The 18494-nt window shown below is 68.6% G+C and carries 18 protein-coding genes; 14 read left to right on the forward strand and 4 right to left on the reverse strand.

What is annotated here, in order from left to right; all coding sequences use genetic code 11:
- The first annotated feature begins 64 nt into the window (after positions 1 to 64).
- From JYA75_RS06200 to JYA75_RS06220, 5 genes are read left to right on the forward strand one after another with little or no spacing between them, the layout of a single operon-like run.
- The gene (locus JYA75_RS06200; RefSeq protein ID WP_006941660.1) at positions 65 to 955 is read left to right on the forward strand and encodes a branched-chain amino acid ABC transporter permease; all 891 of its coding nucleotides are present in this window, start codon (positions 65 to 67) and stop codon (positions 953 to 955) included.
- Entirely contained in the window at positions 952 to 1938 is a 987-nt protein-coding gene (locus tag JYA75_RS06205; protein ID WP_006941659.1) for a branched-chain amino acid ABC transporter permease, read from the forward strand. The genes JYA75_RS06200 and JYA75_RS06205 overlap by 4 nt, the downstream gene beginning before the upstream one ends.
- A complete protein-coding gene (locus JYA75_RS06210; RefSeq protein ID WP_185713262.1) occupies positions 1935 to 2750 on the forward strand; it encodes an ABC transporter ATP-binding protein in 816 nt (271 codons plus the stop codon). The genes JYA75_RS06205 and JYA75_RS06210 overlap by 4 nt, the downstream gene beginning before the upstream one ends.
- Positions 2734 to 3459 carry an ABC transporter ATP-binding protein gene (locus tag JYA75_RS06215; protein ID WP_006941656.1) on the forward strand — a complete coding sequence of 242 codons (726 nt, stop codon included), beginning with the start codon at positions 2734 to 2736 and terminating at the stop codon, positions 3457 to 3459. Before JYA75_RS06210 ends, JYA75_RS06215 begins: the two co-directional genes overlap by 17 nt.
- 17 nt (positions 3460 to 3476) lie before the next feature.
- On the forward strand, positions 3477 to 4640 hold the full coding sequence (locus JYA75_RS06220; protein ID WP_029546563.1) for an ABC transporter substrate-binding protein: 1164 nt from the start codon (positions 3477 to 3479) through the stop codon (positions 4638 to 4640).
- 127 nt (positions 4641 to 4767) lie between these two features.
- On the opposite strand, the gene JYA75_RS06225 is transcribed toward JYA75_RS06220, so the two are convergent.
- From JYA75_RS06225 to JYA75_RS06240, 4 genes are all read right to left on the reverse strand, one after another.
- Entirely contained in the window at positions 4768 to 5532 is a 765-nt protein-coding gene (locus JYA75_RS06225) for a crotonase/enoyl-CoA hydratase family protein (protein WP_029546561.1), read from the reverse strand.
- A 9-nt stretch (positions 5533 to 5541) separates the two neighbouring features.
- Entirely contained in the window at positions 5542 to 6306 is a 765-nt protein-coding gene (locus tag JYA75_RS06230) for an SDR family NAD(P)-dependent oxidoreductase (RefSeq protein ID WP_185713261.1), read from the reverse strand.
- Positions 6307 to 6333: 27 nt separating this feature from the next.
- Entirely contained in the window at positions 6334 to 7509 is a 1176-nt protein-coding gene (locus JYA75_RS06235) for a thiolase family protein (RefSeq protein ID WP_185713260.1), read from the reverse strand.
- Between the two features lie 95 nt (positions 7510 to 7604).
- Positions 7605 to 8159, reverse strand: a complete 555-nt coding sequence (locus JYA75_RS06240; RefSeq protein WP_185713259.1) for a nuclear transport factor 2 family protein — start codon at positions 8157 to 8159, stop codon at positions 7605 to 7607.
- Between the two features lie 258 nt (positions 8160 to 8417).
- Between JYA75_RS06240 and JYA75_RS06245 the strand changes: the two genes are divergently transcribed.
- The 9 genes from JYA75_RS06245 to JYA75_RS06285 all read left to right on the forward strand — a co-directional run bounded on the left by JYA75_RS06245 (position 8418) and on the right by JYA75_RS06285 (position 18446).
- On the forward strand, positions 8418 to 9581 hold the full coding sequence (locus JYA75_RS06245; protein WP_029546558.1) for an acyl-CoA dehydrogenase family protein: 1164 nt from the start codon (positions 8418 to 8420) through the stop codon (positions 9579 to 9581).
- A 44-nt stretch (positions 9582 to 9625) separates the two neighbouring features.
- On the forward strand, positions 9626 to 10399 hold the full coding sequence (locus tag JYA75_RS06250; protein WP_196813340.1) for an SDR family oxidoreductase: 774 nt from the start codon (positions 9626 to 9628) through the stop codon (positions 10397 to 10399).
- A gap of 28 nt (positions 10400 to 10427) precedes the next feature.
- Positions 10428 to 11453 (forward strand): LLM class flavin-dependent oxidoreductase, encoded by a 1026-nt coding sequence (locus tag JYA75_RS06255; protein WP_006941639.1) that lies wholly within the window; start codon positions 10428 to 10430, stop codon positions 11451 to 11453.
- A complete protein-coding gene (locus JYA75_RS06260) occupies positions 11453 to 13123 on the forward strand; it encodes an AMP-binding protein (protein WP_185713258.1) in 1671 nt (556 codons plus the stop codon). The genes JYA75_RS06255 and JYA75_RS06260 overlap by 1 nt, the downstream gene beginning before the upstream one ends.
- Positions 13124 to 13144: 21 nt before the next feature.
- Entirely contained in the window at positions 13145 to 14311 is a 1167-nt protein-coding gene (locus JYA75_RS06265; protein WP_006941637.1) for an acyl-CoA dehydrogenase family protein, read from the forward strand.
- 9 nt (positions 14312 to 14320) lie between these two features.
- Positions 14321 to 15211: a CoA ester lyase gene (locus JYA75_RS06270; RefSeq protein ID WP_006941636.1), complete on the forward strand. Its 891-nt coding sequence runs from the start codon at positions 14321 to 14323 to the stop codon at positions 15209 to 15211.
- The gene (locus JYA75_RS06275) at positions 15211 to 15678 is read left to right on the forward strand and encodes a MaoC family dehydratase (protein WP_029546556.1); all 468 of its coding nucleotides are present in this window, start codon (positions 15211 to 15213) and stop codon (positions 15676 to 15678) included. The genes JYA75_RS06270 and JYA75_RS06275 overlap by 1 nt, the downstream gene beginning before the upstream one ends.
- Before the next feature lies 1 nt (position 15679).
- Entirely contained in the window at positions 15680 to 17161 is a 1482-nt protein-coding gene (locus JYA75_RS06280; protein ID WP_185713257.1) for an aldehyde dehydrogenase family protein, read from the forward strand.
- A 73-nt stretch (positions 17162 to 17234) separates the two neighbouring features.
- On the forward strand, positions 17235 to 18446 hold the full coding sequence (locus JYA75_RS06285) for a CoA transferase (protein WP_006941633.1): 1212 nt from the start codon (positions 17235 to 17237) through the stop codon (positions 18444 to 18446).
- Positions 18447 to 18494 lie beyond the last annotated feature (48 nt).

Here is an 18494-nt window from a genome sequence, read left to right on the forward strand (position 1 = left end):
GACGAATGACCGGAAGAACATCGCACCGCCGCCGGGGAATCCCGGCCGGAGGAAGGCAGGCGTCATGTCACAGCTGGTGATCGACGCGCTCGTGCTCGGCTCCATCTACCTGCTCTTCTGCCTGGGAATGAGCATCTCCTGGGGAACGATCGACATCCTCAACTTCGCCCACGGCGGGATCTTCATGTTCTCCGCGTTCGTGGCCTCCCAGATCGTGTCCAACGTCGGTCTCGGGCTCGTCACGGTCTGCCTGATCTCCGTCGTGGTCGGGGCGGCGCTCTCGGCGGCCATCGACGTCTTCGCGTTCCAGCCGATCCTGCGACGGGCCAAGAACCAGCGGACCGCCGAACTGCAGATCCTCATCGGCGGCATCGGAATCGGCACCATCCCGGTCGCCGTCGTGCAGTTCCGCACGCTGAGCGAGCCGTTCGGCTTCGTGGGCAGCTCGTACGAGACGTCGGTCTACACCGTCGGCGACCTGCGACTGACGAGCACGGGCCTGATCGTGCTCGGCTGCGCGCTGATCCTCACGCTGGCGATCTCCTTCTGGCTCAAGAACACCAGCCACGGGCTCGCCCTGCGGGCCATCGGCGTGGACTCGGAGACCGCCGAACTGATGGGCGTCAAGCGGCGCCAGCTGTCGCTGCTGACGATGGCGGTGTCGGGCGGCCTCGCCGGCCTCGCCGGTGCCCTGCTCACGTACAACCTCGGCGCCATCACCGCCGAGAGCGGTGAGACCCTCCTCATCAAGGCGTTCGCCATCATCATCCTCGGCGGCGTGGGCAGCACCGGCGGCGCCGCGCTCGGCGCGATGGTGCTCGCGTTCTCCGAGGTCCTGGTGCTCCGCTACACCGGCGGCGGCTGGGTCGACGCCGTCGGCTTCGGCCTCATCCTCGTGGTTCTGCTGCTGCGGCCGCAGGGCATCTTCGGAAGGAAGGAGGTGCGACGGGTATGAGCGACTTCTACTTCTCCAACATCGTCCTCATCCAGAGCACGTTCACGGTGCTGCTGCTCGCCCTGAGCATCCAGATCCAGTTCCGGATGGGAGTGTTCTCCTTCGCCGGCGCCGCCTTCTACGGCATGGGCAGCTACGGCGCCGCAATCTTCGTGCTGCACTACGGATTCGACGCAATCTCCGCGACCGCCGCCATCGTCGTGATCTGCGCGGTCATCGGATACCTGCTCTCGCTGATCCTGCAGCGCCTCGCCGGCCTGTACCTGGCCATGGCCACCGTCGCGTTCGTCATGATCGTCACCGTCGTCGCCCACAACGGCGGCGAGCTCACCGGCGGCTCGGTCGGCCTGTTCGGCGTTCTCACCACCCCGGAGATCTCCGTCCCGCACCTGGCCGTCGTCTGTGCCGCCGTCGTCGCGGCGATGATCCTCAGCGAGCGTGGCCGCATGGGCCGGCGCATCGAGGCGGTCCGCGAAGACCCGGAACTCGCCTCGGCCATGGGCATCAACGTCGCCCGCTACCGCCGGATGTCCTTCGTGATCAGCGGTGTGCTCGGCGCGCTCGGAGGCGCCCTGAACATCCTGATGATGACGGCCATCGCCCCGGAGAACATCGGCTTCCCGTTGATCGTGCTCGCGCTGACGATCATCATCGTCGGTGGCTCCCGGTCCTGGCTCGGTGTGCTCATCGGCGCCCTCATCTTCACGTGGCTTCCGGTGATGCTGGAGCAGGTGGGCACCTACCAGAGCATCGTCTACGGCATCATCGTCGCCATCGCCGCGATCTTCATGCCCGGCGGCATCACCGGCGTCGTCACCGACCTGTACCGTCGCCGCCTCGCCCGTCGCGACAGCGCAGCCCTCGAGGACGCGGCTGCCGCGGAACGTCTCGCCGACGCGGCCGACGACGAGGCCGCCGCAGAACTCGGCGCCGAACTCGCGGGCACCGGTGCCCACTCCGCCTCGACAGGAGAAACGCGATGACCACCGAAGTCGCTCCCCAGGAGGGCGTTCCCGGCCGGGTTCCGGACCGGGTGCTACGCATCGAGGATCTCGCGGTCCACTTCGGCGGCATCAAGGCCGTCGACGGCATCACCCTGGGCCTCGAGCGCGGCCTGATCTCCGGCATCCTCGGACCCAACGGGTCGGGCAAGAGCACCCTGCTCGGCGCCGTCACCCGGCTCACGCCCCTGACCCGCGGATCGATGCACTTCGAGGGGCGGGACTTCTCCGGCGTCCAACCCGAGCAGGTGGCGCGGCTCGGCATCGGGCGCACCTTCCAGACCGTCCGTCTCCTCGACGATCTCACCGTGCACGAGAACGTCGAACTCGGGCACGACCTGATCGCGGGACCGCGACGGTGGTGGCGACGGGTCGACAGCACCGAACGCGACGCCGCCGAGGCGGCCGTGCGCACCGCCCTCGAACGCACCGGGCTCGACGGCAAGGAGAAGCTGCGCCCCGGCCAGCTCTCGTACGGCCTGCAGCGCCGGGTGGAGATCGCCCGCGCCATCGTGATGTCCCCGAAGCTGCTGCTGCTCGACGAACCCACCGCCGGCATGAACCGCTTCGAACGCGAGGAGATCGGCGGGCTGATGTCCGACCTGCGCTCGGAGGGACTCACCCAGCTGATCGTCGAACACGACGTGCAGATGATGGTGGACGTCTGCGATCACCTCTTCGCCATGAACTCCGGACAGCTCATCGCCTCCGGTTCCCCCGCCGACGTGGTGCGTGATCCGGCGGTGCGCGAGGCCTATCTCGGAAAGCAGGACAACGATGATCGAGATTCGTGATCTGCACGTCGATTACGGCAAGGTCAGTGCCGTGCGCGGGGTGTCCGTCACCGCGCGGCCGGGCCGGGTGACGCTCGTCCTCGGCGCCAACGGCGCCGGCAAGACCACCACCCTCCGCACCGTCGCGGGGCTGACCACGCCCAGTTCCGGGGACGTGCTTCTGGACGGCGAGTCGATCAAGGGATGGCCCGCCCACAAGATCCTCAAGCGGGGCATCTCGCTGGTTCCCGAGGGCCGCAAGGTGTTCGGCTCGCTCACCGTCCACGAGAACCTCAAGATCGGGGGCCTGGTGGCGTCGAAGAAGGCCCGCGAGGAATCGATGCGGACCGTGTTCGAGATGTTCCCCATCCTCGAGGAGCGGCAGTCCGGCCCCGCCGGCCTGCTCAGCGGCGGCGAGCAGCAGATGCTCGCCTTCGGCCGCAGCCTCATGTCGCAGCCCGGGTACATCCTCATGGACGAGCCGTCGATGGGTCTGGCCCCCGCCGTGGTCGACCGGGTCATGGCCAGCGTGCGCAGCATCGCCGACCGTGGCATCGGCGTCCTCATGGTCGAACAGAACGCCGAGGCCGGCATGAAGATCGCGGACGACGTCGTCGTCGTCAACCGCGGCGAATCCGTGTACTCCGGACCGGTCGACGAGGCGCGGAACCACTCGTCCGTGGTGCTGGCCTTCCTCGGTGAAGCCGCGCTCACCGGAACCGACAACTGAACCGAGAACGGAAGAGAATGAAGAACAAGCGCATTGCCGTCGCCGCGTTGGCCGGTGTCGCCGGGCTCGCCCTGACCACCGCGTGCGGCTCGGGCGGCGGCGGAACCGTGGGGTCCGGCGAGATGCCCGGCGAGATCAAGATCGTGTCCGTGACCGACAAGACCGGTCTGACCGCCTTCGGTGGCCTGCCCCAGTTCCGGGGTATCGAGCTCGCCGTCGAACAGGTCAACAGCAGTGGGTTCCTCGGTGAGTCGAAGCTCGTGCTCGAGAGCCGCGATGCGGCCAGCGACACGCAGACCGCTGTGAGCCAGGCGACCGAAGCGACCGCGGACCGGTCGGTCAGCGCCCTGCTCGGCGGCATCTCCAGTGCCCAGGCGATCGCGATCTCGCCGCTCGTCGACCGGGCGAAGCTGCCGACCGTCTACACGCAGTCCGCCAGCGACGGTGTGCTCGGCGGCGACTACACCTTCCGGGCGACCCCGCCGCAGACCACGCACATCGGCACCTCCCTGGCTCATCTCGAGGACCTCGGCGTCGAGCGGGTCAGCGTGTTGTTCAACGCGGCCAACCCGGCCCTCGCGGAGATGGCGGAGAAGAACCTTCCCGAGGGGCAGGCCGAGCACGGCTACCAGATCGTCTCGACCACGTCCGTGCAGAACACCACCCAGGACTTCGCGTCCTCGGCGACGAAGATCGCCGGGGAACGGCCCGACGCCGTGGCGATGCTCCTCACCGGCGCCCAGAACGCCACGGCCATGCGGCAGTTGCGCCAGGCCGGATACACGGGACCGGTGCTCGGCCAGACCGGTGCAGGCGCGAAGAACCTCGTCCCGGCGGGGGCTGACGGCGCCGGCATGTTCTGGACCGCCAACTTCACACTCGACCAGCCGGCGGCGTCGTCCCAGGAGTTCGTCGCGGCGTATCGGGCGAAGTACAACGAGGACCCGCTGAACTACGCGGCCGAGGGATACGACGCCGCGTGGCTGCTGGCGCGCGCGATCAAGGCCTCCGGCGGTGCGTCCCGCGAGGACATCCAGCGTGGTCTCGAGCAGGTCACCGCCGAAGGATTCGACGGTGCACAGGGCGAGATCACGTTCGAGGGTCACGACATGCGTACCCCGGGCGTGCTCGTCGAATGGGACGGCAGCCGTGAGGTGGTCGTCGCCAAGCCGTCGGCCTGATTCATCCTGTGGCCGAATGTCACACCGCTTCGATCAGATCGAAGCGGTGTGACATTCGGTCCTTCGGCACACGAATGCGAGCGGGGCCCGGGAATTCCTCCCGGGCCCCGCTCGTCGTACCGCTGGGTCAGCGTCCCTGCCAGACGGGTTCGCGCTTCTCCTTGAACGCCAGCGCGCCTTCCTTCGCGTCGGCGGAGGAACGCACCGGCTCGTAGATCTCGCGCATGCGCTCGAACTCCTCCTCGTTGGACCAGTCCCGGGCCTGCGCGATGATCTGCTTGGTGGCGCGCAGTGCGAGCGGGCCGTTCTTCGCGATGGTCTTCGCCAGGGCGATCGCCTCGGTCAGCGCCTGCCCCTCGGGCACGAGGCGGTTGAGCAGCTTCGCCTCGTACGCGGTCTGCGCGGAGAAGTACTCACCGGTGAGGCACCATTCGACGGCGAGCTGGTGCGGGACGCGGCGCGGCAGCCGCAGGAGTCCGCCGCCCCCGGCGAGCAGGCCGCGCTTGACCTCGGGGAGGCCGAAGACGGCTGTCTCGGAGGCGACGATGAGGTCGCAGGCGAGCACGATCTCGAATCCGCCGGCCACGGCGTGTCCCTCGACCGCCGCGACGAGCGGCTTGGCCGGGGACTTCTCGGTGATGCCCGCGAAGCCGCGACCCTCGACGGAGGGGCGTTCGCCGGCGAGGAAGGCCTTCAGGTCCATCCCGGTGCAGAAGGTCTTGCCGGCGCCGGTGATCACGCCGGCGACGAGATCGTCGCGGGAGTCGAGTTCGTCGAGGGCCGCGGCGACGGCGACGGCGGTCTCGGTGTTGATCGCGTTACGCACCTCGGGCCGGTTGATCGTGATGATCTGCACGCCGTCGGACTGTTCGACGTGTACGGGGGTGTCCATGGCTGTCTCCTAGCGGGGCTGCATGCGGATCGCGCCGTCGATACGGATCGTCTCGCCGTTGATCATCGCGTTGTCCACGATCGACAGGGCGAGCTTCGCGTACTCGTCGGGCTGCCCGAGGCGGGCGGGGTGCGGGGTCTGGGAGGCGAGTCCGTCGCGGATCTCCTGCGAGAACCGGGACAGGATCGGTGTGTCGAAGGTGCCCGGCGCGATGCTGTTGACGCGCACGAGCTTCCGGGCGAGATCACGGGCGGCGACGAGGGTCATGCCGACGACACCGGCCTTGGCGGAGGCGTAGGGGATCTGGCCGATCTGGCCCTCCCACGCCGCGACCGACGCGGTGAGGATGACGACGCCGCGTTCGCCGTCGACGGGCTCGTTGTTCACCATGCGGGCGGCCGACAGGCGCAGCACGTTGAACGATCCGATCAGGTTGATCCGGATCAGGTTCTCGTACATGTCCAGCGAACCGGGGGTGCCGTCCTTCTCGACGACGCGGACGGTGCCGCCGCGGCCGGCGCAGTGCACGACGGCCCGGAGCGGAGCGCGTTCCTCGGCCGCGTCGAGTGCGCGGTTCACCGCGTCGGGATCGGTGACGTCGGCCGGTGCGAACACGGCGAGCTCGCCGAGTTCCTTGGCGACGACCTCCCCGTCGGAGGTGGGCAGGTCGAGGATCACCGTCGGCACGCCGAGGCCGACGAAGCGCTTGACGGTGGCCAGGCCGAGGCCGGAGGCCCCGCCGGTCACTACCGCCGATCCCTGGGTGATGTCCATGTTTTCTCCTGAGTCGGAAGTGGGTTTCTACAGTCGTTCCACGACGGTCGCGTTGGCCATTCCGCCGGCTTCGCACATGGTCTGCAGGCCGTAGCGCCCGCCGGTGCGTTCGAGGTGGTTGAGCAGTGTGGTCATCAGCCGGGCACCGGACGCGCCAAGCGGGTGCCCGAGGGCGACGGCGCCGCCGAGCGGGTTCAGGACGTCGTCGGACGCGCCGATCTCGCGCTGCCAGGCGAGGGGGACGGCGGCGAATGCCTCGTTGACCTCGAAGGCGGCGATGTCCCGGACGGACAGGCCCGCCCGGGCGAGGACCTTTTCGGTGGCGGGGATGGGGCCGGTGAGCATGAGGGTGGGATCGTCGCCCACGACGGCCGAGGCCACGATCGCGGCCCGGGGGCGCAGGCCGAGCGCGGCCGCCTTCTCCTCGGACATGATCAGCAGGGCGGCCGCGCCGTCGGAGATCTGCGAGGAGTTGCCCGCGGTGACCTTCCAGTCCAGGTCGGGGAAGCGCTCGCGCCACGTGTCGGTGTCGAAGGCCGCGGGCAGACCGGCGAGCCTGCCGGCGGTCGTGCCCTCGCGGATGGTCTCGTCGGAGGTCACCACGCCGTCGGGGGTGGTGACGGGAACGATCTCGCCGTCGAACCAGCCCGCGGCGCGCGCGTGTGCCGCGCGTTCGTGCGAGCGGGCCGAGTACTCGTCCAGCTCGGCCCGGCTCAGTGCCCACTTCTGCGCGACGAGCTCCGCGGCGATGCCCTGCGGGACGAGATCGGGGAAGCGCTCGCGCACGGCGGGCCCGTGCGGGTCCTTGCCCATGGCCGCCGATCCCATCGGGACCCGGCTCATCGACTCGACGCCGCCGGAGACGACGATGTCGTACGCGCCGGCGGTGATGCCCTGGACCGCGAAGTCGACGGCCTGCTGGCCGGAGCCGCACTTGCGTTCGATGGTCACGGAGGGCACGTGCGTGGGAAATCCGGCCGCGAGCAGGGCCTGCCGCCCGGGGGTGGCGGACTGTTCGCCGGACTGGTTGACGCAGCCGATGAGGACGTCGTCGATCAGGCCGGGATCGAGGTCGTTGCGGGCGACGAGCCCGGCCAGGACCTGGGCGAGCAGATCGCTGGGGTGCACCCCAGCCAGCGCTCCCTGCGCTCTGCCCCGTCCGGTGGGGGATCGGACGGCGTCGACGATGACAGCGCGGGTCATGGGCGTTCCTCCAGTCGGGAAATCAATTCATGATGATGGTTACTATAAACCATTCTCCGACCGATCGTATGGCCCGCGTCACACCGGTAGGGCCCTCATCGGTAGGTCGACCAGGTCGGCAGGGATTCGGGGAAGTCGGCGCGCCGGTGCGGGGTGCCCGGCCACTGGATGCGCTCCGTCGTGCACAGGCCCGCATTCATCCGCTCGAACGGCACGGCGTACATGAACCGCAGGTCCCGGCGCCGGAACAGCCAGCGGCCGTCCATGCGGGCGTACTCGTCGGAGTATCGGTACGCCGCCATCATCAACGTCCCGTCGAGCGCCAGTTCTGCTCGGCCCGTGAGCAATCCGCGTGCGCGGTCCCCGTCGACGGAGATCTGGTCGCTCTGCGGCGAGTGCAGGGTCAGGCTGTAGCGGTCCATGGCGGCGACGTAGAACTCGCGGATCTCCTCGCGCCCGCGGGCGATGGAGCCGGCGCGCTCGAACTCGCCGTCCTCGGTGAACAGCGAGAGCAGGGTCTCGAGGTCGTGGTCGTCGACGGCGATGGCGTAGGCCGCGACGAGGTCCTGGATGCGCGCACGGTCCTCGAGCCGGGTGAGGCGCCGGGCCAGCTCCTCCAGCGCCGTCGGGGACGAGTCGAGTGTCGTCATGTGACCTCCATAGAAACTGATAACGATTGTGATGTATTGCACAATAGGCGGTGGAGGCGCGGGAAGGACAGGGCGGCGCCGGCGAGGCCGCGAATTCCGCAGGTGACGACCCTTCCGGGCCTGGGTGGCGACCATCGACCAAAGAAGCGATTGCCTCTTAATCATTATCATGGTTAGTATGTGAGTCATCGAACTGAGTGACCTTGACCACATCCGGTGGGCACTTTAGGTTAATGATGAACACAGAAAGGTGGGGACATGGCGACATCGCACGTCGACGACGAGCTCCGGGACATCCGTGCGGCCGCGGCGACCGTAGCCCGGGAACGCTACGCACCGAAGGCTGCGCAGTGGGATCTCGAACGCACCGCGTTCCCGCACGACGAGCGTCGCTTCCTCGGCGAGCTGGGCTATCTCGGCATCTCGCTGCCGGAGGAGTACGGAGGGTCCGGCGCCCCGCTGTCCCACGCCCTGGCGGTGATCGAGGAGTTCGCGAAGGTGTGCCGGCCGGCGGCCTTCCAGATCTTCGAATCCAACACCGGCCCGGCCCAGGCCATCGCCCGCCTGGGCACGGAACACCAGAAGAAGACGTTCCTGCCGCAGATCGTCGCCGGCGAGAAGACCATGGCCGTCGCGATCTCCGAGCCCGACGCCGGCTCCGCCGCCACCGACATGACCACCAAGGCCGTGCGCACCGACAAGGGTGTCGTCGTCAACGGCATGAAGCGGTGGATTTCCAACGGCAGCGAGGCCGACGTCTACCTCACCTACTGCCGCATGGGCGATGCCCCCGGCGCCAAGGGCATCGGAGCCGTCCTCGTCGAGGCCGACCGGCCCGGCATCAGCTACGGCGCACGCGAGAAGCTCATGGGCTTCCGGGGCATTCCGTCGGCCGACATCTTCTACGACGACGTGGTCGTTCCGGAGGAGAACATTGTCGCCGAGGCCGGCGGCTTCAGGAAGCTGTTCGGCGCGTTCACCATCGAGCGCCTGGGCAACACGACCATGAGCCTGGCCATCGGGCAGGAGGCGCTCGACCGCACCGTCACCTACGTGCAGGAACGCCACCAGTTCGGCAAGCCGCTCGTCGAGTTCCAGTCCGTCCAGATGACCCTGGCCGACATGGTCCTGCAGGTCGAGGCCGCTCGGCTGCTCCGCGATCGCGCCGTCGCGAACATCACCGACGGCCTGCCCGATCCGCTCGAGGTCTCCCTCGCCAAGTGCACCGCCAACGAGATGGCCAAGCGCGTCACCGACATGGCGATCCAGCTGCACGGCGGCAACGGGTACACCGAGGAGTTCGGAATCGAACGGCTGCACCGCGATTCGCACGGATGGGCGCTGGCGGGCGGCACGCCGACCATGCAGCGCACCCGGATCGTCTCCGAGCTCCTGGGCCGCACGTTCGATCAGCGCGCCTGACATTGCACATCAACGAAGAACTTCTCGAGAACGAGGTGAACGAAATGCTGGGTCGTTACGAGGGACGTATTGCCGCGATCATCGGCGGTGGTTCGGGCATGGGCCGCGCGATCAGCCATCGCATCGCCCAGGAGGGCGGCCACGTGTACGTCGCCGACCTGTCCGAGGACGGTGCGGTCACCGTCGCCGAGGAGATCCGGGCCGAGGGCGGTCAGGCCACTCCGATGCGGGTGGACGCGACGAACAACGACGATCTTCGCTCGCTCTTCGGCAAGATCGACGCCGACCACGGCGTCCTCCATGCGCTGCACGCGCAGGTCGGCATGCCCGGCCCGGGCGGCCTCGAGGTCGGCGACGCCGACTGGGAGAAGAACATCGCGGTCAACGTCAAGAGCGCCTACTACTCCACCACCCTCGGCTTCGACCTGCTGAAGAAGGCGGAGGGCAAGGGCTCGGTCACCCTCACGTCGTCGACGTCCGCGCTGATCGGTTCGCCGTTCAGCCCGATCTACTCGATGACCAAGGGCTCGCTCGTCCCGTTCGCCCGCTCCCTCGCGCTCGTCGGCGCCAAGGACGGTATCCGGGTCAACGTCATCTGCCCCGGCCAGGTCGTCACGCCGATGCTCTCGCAGTTCTTCGGGCGCGAGCCCGGCGCCGACGTCTCGGCCCTGACCAAGGACTTCGTCGCCACCATCCCGCTCGGCCGGGGTGCTCAGCCCGAGGAGATCGCGTCGGTGATCGCCTTCCTCAACAGCGACGATGCCAGCTACATCACCGGCGTGACCATTCCGGTCGACGGCGGACTCACCGCTCAGTAACGACCACTTCGACCGGAGGGACAGGACCATGGTTCAGGTCGGATTGCTGCTCAGCGACGTTCCGAAGTCGGTGAGCCCCGCACAGCAGTTCAAGGACGTACTGCGCATCGTCGACGCGGCGCAGGAGAACGGCTTCACCTACATCGCGATCGGCCAGCACTTCCTCTACGGGGAACTGCGGTGGCTGCAGCCCGTGCCGCTGCTCGCGCGCCTCGCCGCGCACGTCGAGCCGCACATCAAGCTCGTCACCCAGATCATGATCGCGCCGCTGTATCACCCCGTGATGCTGGCCGAGGAGATCGCCACGCTCGACGTGGTCACCGAGGGGCGGCTGATCTTCGGTGCCGGCCTGGGCTATCGACCCGAGGAGTTCGACTACCTCGGTATTCCGTTCAAGCAGCGGGCCGGACGGTTCGACGAGTCGCTGCAGATCATGAAGAAGCTGTGGACGGAGGAAGAGGTCACCTTCCACGGCAAGTACTTCCAGCTCGAGGGCGTCAAGCCGCACCTGTTCCCGGTGCAGGATCCGCACCCGCCGATCTGGATCGGCGCGCACGCGATGGGCGGTGTCCGCCGCGCCGGCAAGTACGGTGACGCGTACGCGACGCCGCCGGAGACCCCGAAAGAGGAAGTGCTCGAACGCTTCCGGGTCGTGCGGGATCTCTTCGCCGAGCGGGGCAAGGAATTCGGCCCGCAGCCGCTGCGCCGCAACGTGCTGGTCGCCGACACCCGCGAGCAGGCGATGCAGGAGTACGCCCGCGTGGCGCAGGGCCGCTACCTCACCTACGCGAACAAGGGCCTGGACGTCATGAAGGGCACCGACCTCGAGAACGAGTTCGCCAAGGCGGTGTCGAGCCACGCCGTCGTCGGCGATCCCGAGCAGGTCGTCGCCCAGCTGACCGACCTGGTGACCACCATGCCGGTCGACCCGCTGCTGATGCGTCCGCAGTGGCCGACGATGGACGCGGACGAGACCATCGCCGCCATCTCCCGGCTCGGCAAGGAAATCGTTCCGTCGATCACCGCGATCCCCGCAAACCGGGAGTTGTCCTGATGCAGACCTACACCGATCTGAAACCGACCTTCACCGACCCGGAGGACTGGACGCTGGGCCACGTGCTGCGCACGTACGCTGCGTCCCAGCCGGATTCGGAGTTCCTCGTCACGCCGGAGGAGAATCGGCGCTTCACCTACGCCGAGATGCTCTCCTCCGCCGAACGGATCGCGAGCTCCTGGTACCGGGCCGGCGCGCACCAGGGTGACCGGGTGATCATCATGGCGCAGAACTCGTCCCAGCTCGTGCGCTCCTGGTTCGGCACGGCGGTCGGCGCACTCGTCGAGGTGCCGATCAACACCAACTACGAGGGCGAGTTTCTCCGCCACCAGGTGGTGACCGTCGAGCCGCGGTGGGCGGTGATCGACGACACCTACGCCGAGCGGTTCGTGGCGATCGCCGAGCATGCGCGTGGCATCGAGAAGTTCTGGGTGGTCGACTCGGGCGCCGGAAACCGCGACCTGGCACTCGAACTGCTGCGCGCCAACGGCTGGGACGCCGAGGTGTGGGAGACGCTGGAAGCGGGCGAGGTGCAGGAGCTGCCGCAGGCACGGCCCCAGGACCTCGGCGCGATCTTCTTCACCTCCGGGACCACCGGCCCGTCCAAGGGCGTGGCGATGCCGAACTCGCAGCTGTACTTCTTCGCGCAGGAGGTGGTGTGCTTCACCCGGCTCACCCGCGAGGACACCTACCTCACCACCACGCCGCTGTTCCACGGCAACGCCCAGTTCATGGCGGTCTACCCCGCCCTGGTGGCCGGGGCGCGGGCCGTGGTGCGCTCGAAGTTCAGCGCGAGCCGCTGGATCGACCACGTGCGCGACGACGACGTCACCGTCACCAACTTCGTCGGGGTCATGATGGACTTCGCGTGGAAGCAGCCGCCGCGCGAGAACGACCTCGACAACCGCCTGCGCTGCGTGTACGCGGCGCCGACGGCCAGCTCCATCGTCGAGGACTTCAAGAAGCGCTACGGCATCGAGGCCTTCGTCGACGCGTTCGGGCTGACGGAGACCTGCGCGCCGATCGTCGCGCCCTACGGGGTGCCCCGGCCGGCCGGCGCCGCGGGGCTCGCGGCCTCCGAGTGGTTCGACATCCGGCTGGTCGACCCGGAGACGGACCGCGAGGTCGAGGTCGGCGAGGTCGGCGAGCTGGTCGTGCGTCCGGTGCAGCCGTGGACGTGCAGCATGGGGTACTACAACATGCCGGAGAAGACGCTCGAGGCGTGGCGCAATCTGTGGTTCCACACCGGCGACGCCCTCAAGAAGGACGAGGACGGCTGGTTCTACTTCGTGGACCGGTACAAGGACGCGTTGCGCCGTCGCGGCGAGAACATCAGCTCCTACGAGATCGAGCAGGCGGTGCTCGGGCACCCGGCCGTCGTCGAGTGCGCGGTGATCGGTGTTCCCGCCGACGTGGAGGGCGGCGAGGACGAGGTGCTCGCGACCGTGGTCGGCACCGGCGACGTCGGTCCGGAGGAGATCCTGGCCTGGTGCGACGGCCGGATTCCGGCCTTCGCGATCCCGCGCTACCTTCGATTCGTCGGCGCGCTGCCCAAGACCCCGTCGGAGAAGGTCCGCAAGGCGGTCCTGCGCGAGGAGGGCATCACCCCCGACACCTACGACCGCACCGCGGTCTCCGACGCAGACCGCACCGCGGTCCCCGCGGTCTGACGGCCGGGAAAGGCAACCGAGATGGACTACAGCAAGAACGAGACCCACGAGGAAATCCGGCGGGGGATCCACGATCTGTGCAAGCGGTTCCCCGACGAGTACTGGGCCGAGCACGACGAGTCCCACGAGTTCCCGTGGGAGTTCTACAACGCCATGGCCGAGGGCGGCTGGATGGGTCTCACCGTCCCCGAGGAGTACGGCGGCGGCGGCCTCGGCGTCACCGAGGCCGCGATCGTCGAGCGGGAGATCGCCGCGTCCGGCGCCGGCATGGGCGGGTGCAGCGCGGTACACATCGGCATCTTCGGCTTCGAGCCGATCATCCACCACGGTTCCGAGGAGATGAAGCGCAAGTACCTGCCGCGCGTCGTCACCGGCGAGCTGCACACCTCGTTCGCCGTCACCGAGCCGGACGCCGGTACGGACACCACCAACATCCGCACCTTCGCCAAGAAGGTCGACGGCGGCTGGCTGGTGTCCGGCAAGAAGGTGTGGATCACCAAGGCGCAGGAGGCCGAGCGCATGCTCCTGCTGTGCCGCACCAGCCCCCGCGACGAGAACGCCAAGCGCACCGCCGGCATGACGCTGATGTTCGCGGAGATGGACCGCAGCAAGGTGCAGATCCGGCCGATCCCCAAGATGGGCCGCAACGCCGTCGACACCAACGAGCTGTTCATCGACGAGCTGTTCGTCGCGGACGAGGACGTCGTCGGTGAGGTCGGGCACGGCTTCCGCACCATCCTCGGCGGCCTCAACGCCGAACGCGTCATCTCGGCGAACGCCGCCCTCGGCATCGGTGAGGCGGCGTTGCGCCGCGGCGTCGACTACGCCAAGCAGCGCGAGGTCTTCGGCCGTCCCATCGGGAAGAACCAGGGCATCGCGTTCCAGCTCGCCGAGGCCCGCATCCGCCTCGACGCCGCCGAGGCGGTCCTGGACAAGGCGACGTGGATGGTCGACCAGGGCCTGCCGTGCGGACGGGAGGCGAACGCGGCGAAGTTCCTGTGCGCCGAGGCCGGCTTCTACGCCGCCGACGTCGCCCTGCAGACCCACGGCGGCTTCGGTTACGGCAAGGAGTTCCACGTCGAGCGGTACTTCCGGGAGGCGCGGCTCATGCGGATCGCGCCGATCAGCCAGGAGATGGTCCTCAACTACACGGCCGAGCACGTGCTGGGCCTGCCGCGAAGCTACTAGGAGGACGACGTGCAGCCGTATCGTTCGATCCTGTTCGTCCCGGGGCACCGCCCGAAGTGGGTGGACAAGGCCGTCGCGGCCGGCGCCGACTGCGTCGTGCTCGACCTCGAGGACTCCGTGCCGGCCGCGGAGAAGGCGGCCGCCCGCGCGACCGTCGCCGAGTCCATCGCGCGGGTGCGCGAGTCCAACCGGGACGTCGGGCTGTTCGTGCGCGTCAACCCCCTCGCCACCCGGCTGACCGGGGCCGATCTCGAGGCGGTCGTGGTGCCGGGCCTGACCGGCATCTTCGCCCCGAAGATCGAGCAGGCCACCGACGTCCTGCGCTACGACGCGCTGCTCGACCACTTCGAGCTGCGCAACGGGGTGGCGGGGCTCGAGTACATCGTGCCCGTCGAGACGGTGAAGGCCATCCACAACTGTCTCGAGGTGGCCACGGCGTCGCCGCGCGTCGGCGCTATGATCGGCCCGTCGGCCGAGCACGCCGACATCGCCCGCGAGGTCGGCTACGAGTGGACCCCCGAGGGACACGAAACCCTCTACCTGCGCAGCCGGGTGCTGCTGGCCTGCCGGGAGGCCGGCATCCACGCCCTGACCGGCCTGTGGGAGGATCTCGAGAACCTGGACGGGCTTCGCGACTTCGCGGTGCGAGGCCGGCAGCTCGGGTTCCGCGGGATGATTGCGATCCACCCCTCCCACGTGGCCACCGTCAACGACGTGTTCAGCCCGTCGGAGCAGGACCTGGAGTTCTACCGCGGACTCGCCGAGGCCTACGAGAAGGCGGAGGCGGAGGGCGTCGGCGCGCTGCGGTATCGCGGCCTGCACATCGACAAGGCCCACTACGACAAGGCAATTCAATGGCTCGAACGAGCCGAGGCGATCCTACGGAGAGGTGAACGGTGATGCGCGGTCTGTACTTCGAGGAGTTCGAGGTCGGGAAGCACTACAAGCACTCGATGACCCGCACCGTCACCGAGATGGACAACGTGCTGTTCACCTCGCTGACGATGAACATCCAGCCGCTGCACCTCGACGAGGAGTTCTGCAAGACGACGATCCACAAGCAGCGGGTGGTCAACAGCCTGTTCACCGTCGCGCTCATCGGTGCGTTCCACGTACCCGAGCTGACCATGGGGACCACGCTCGGCAACCTCGGCTACGACAAGGTCAAGTTCCCGAATCCGGTCTTCCACGGCGACACCCTGCGCGCGGAGACCACCATCCTGAAGAAGCGTGAATCCGAGAGCCGCACCGACAGCGGCATCGTGTGGTTCGAACACCGCGGCTTCAACCAGCGCGACGAACTCGTCTGCCTGCTCGAGCGCGTCGGCCTGATGGCCAAGCGCCCCACCACCGAGGAAGGTGCCTGAGATGACTGCAGCGCCCGAAACCGAATTCCCGTTGAAGGACTGGGTTCCCGAAACCCGGACCCTGCTGATCGGCGATCGGGAGGTCGAGCCCGCCGGTGAGACGTGGGACGTCTACAACCCGGCCACCGAGGATGTCATCGCCACCGTCGGCGGCGCCTCCACCGACCAGGTCGACGCCGCCGTCGCCGCCGCCCGCGCCGCCTTCCCGGCGTGGTCCGCCCTGAGCGGCGAGGAGCGCTCCCGCCACATCCACCGCTTCGCCGACGTGCTCGAGAAGGCCGCCGACCGGCTGCTGCCCTCGATCGTCAACGAGGTCGGCACGCCGGTCTCGCTCGCCGAGTACCTGCAGGTCAAGATGGCCGTCGACGAGCACCTGCGGTGGGCCGCCGAGGCCGCGAAGACCGACCGCACCGTCCATCTCGGCGAGTACGACAAGCCGGTGCCGACGATGAGCGACGTCGTGTACGAGCCGGTGGGTGTCGTCGCGGCGATCACCGGGTACAACTACCCGCTGAACCTGGCGATCTTCAAGTTCGGCGCCGCGCTCGCGGCCGGCTGCACCGTGGTGCTGCTCCCGTCCCCGCGCACCCCGCTGACCACCCTGTTCCTGGGCGATCTCATCCGCGAGGCGGGTCTGCCGCCGGGCGTGATGAACGTCGTCATCGGCGGCGCGGACGTCGGGCAGCGGCTGTCCTCGCATCCCGGCGTGGACCGGGTGTCCTTCACCGGTTCCGACGGGGTGGGCGCGAAGATCATGGAGCAGGCCGCGGCGAACCTGGCCGGCGTGACCCTCGAGCTCGGCGGCAAGTCGCCGAACATCGTGCTGCCCGGCGTGGACGTGCAGAAGATCGCCGTCGAGATGCACCTGCGCTGGTCCCGCAACGGCGGTCAGGGCTGCGCCGCCCTCGCCCGGCTGCTGGTGCACGACTCGGTCTACGACGAGTTCCTCGAGGCCGGCGCGTCGGCGTTCGACCAGATGGTCGTCGGCGACCCGTGGGACCGTGCGACGAACATCGGCCCGATGATCCGGCCCGACCACCAGAACCGCGTGCAGGGCTTCATCGACGGCGCGGCGGCCGAGGGCGGCAAGAAGCTGCTCGAGGTGACCAAGCCGCTGCCCGAGAAGGGCTGGTTCGTCAATCCGGTTCTGCTCGGCAATCTTCCGCCCAACGCGCGCGCGGTGCAGGAAGAGATCTTCGGTCCCGTCGCGGTGATCCTGCCGTTCAAGGACACCGAGGAGGCCATCCGCCTCGCCAACGACACCCCCTTCGGTCTCGCCGCGAACGTGTGGTGCGACGACCCGGTCGAGGCGCGCCGCGTCGCGGAGAAGATCCGCGCCGGAACGGTATGGATCAACGGCGGCGGTGCCATGCGGCCGGACGCGCCGTTCGGCGGCTACGGGCGCTCGGGAGTCGGCCGCGAGCTCGGTGAGTGGGGGATGCGCGAGTACCTCGAGGTCAAGCACATCCAGTGGCGGATCTGATTCGCCGGCAAGGTATTCGGCAACATCGCATTCGGCAGGGCCGAACCGGACGACAAGGCTAGGAGAGACGACGATGAACGCATCCGCTGCGGGTCCGCTCGCGGGAGTCAAGGTGCTCGAGCTCGGCACCATGTATGCCGCCCCCACCGCGGGGCGCATGCTCCGCGACTTCGGCGCCGAGGTGGTCAAGGTCGAGGACCCGACGACCGGAGACTTCGCACGCCAGTGGGTTCCGCAGAAGGAGGGGTTGTCGCTGGGCTTCTCCCGTCTCAACGCCGGGAAGAAGTCCCTCGGCATCGACCTGCGTTCGCCGGAAGGCCGCGACCTGGTGCGCCGGCTCGCGGCCGAGGTCGACGTCGTCGTCGAGTCGTTCCGTCCCGGCCGGCTCGAGGAGTGGGGCCTGGGCTACGACGTGCTGAGCGCGGACAACCCGGGGCTCGTGCTGGCCCGGGTGTCCGGGTTCGGACAGACCGGACCCAATCGCAGCCTGCCGGGATTCGGCACCGTCGCCGAGACGGCCAGCGGTTTCGCGCACGTCAACGGCTGGCCGGACTCGCCGCCGACCTCCCCGCCGTTCGGGTTCGCCGATTCCATCGCCGGGCTGTCCGCCGCGATGGGCGTCGCGATGTCGTTGTACAAGCGGGAGCGGACGGGGCAGGGCGACGTCGTCGACGTCGCGCTGTACGAGCCGCTGATGTTCATCATCGGTGACATGTTCCTGCGCTACACCGCGCTCGGCGAGATCCAGCAGCGCATCGGCAACGCCACCGGCGCGGCGTCGCCGCGGGGCATCTACGAGGCCCAGGACGGGCGCTTCCTGTCCATCGCGGCGTCCAACCAGGGCATCGCCAAGCGGCTGTTCGCCGCGATGGGGCGGCCCGAGATCATCGAGGATCCCCGCTACGCCACCAACGCCGCACGCCTCGAGCACAACGACGAGGTGCAGGCGATGGTGAAGGAATGGGTCGGCTCGATGCCGCGGGCGAGCGTGCTCGAGACCCTGGAGAAGTTCGAGGTCGTCAGCGCACCGGTGAACGATGCCGCGGACGTCGTCGCCGACCCGCACTTCCAGGAGCGCACCCTAGTCGAGATCACGGGCAACGAGATCATGAAGGGTGTGCTGATGCCGGGGCCGGTGCTGCACCTCGACAGCTACGACGGTCCCAGCTACGACGGTGTGCCCACCATCGGCGAGCACACCGCCGAGGTGCTCTCGGACCGGCTGGGGCTGAGCGCGGACCGGCTCGCGGCGCTCGCCGAGGCGGGCGTGATCGGCAAGTCCTGAGAGTCGCACGGACCGCAGTCCGAAAATCGATGCGGTGAACCGGAATCC

The organism is Rhodococcus sp. PSBB066, from assembly GCF_017068255.1.
Classification (GTDB): domain Bacteria; phylum Actinomycetota; class Actinomycetes; order Mycobacteriales; family Mycobacteriaceae; genus Rhodococcus; species Rhodococcus aetherivorans.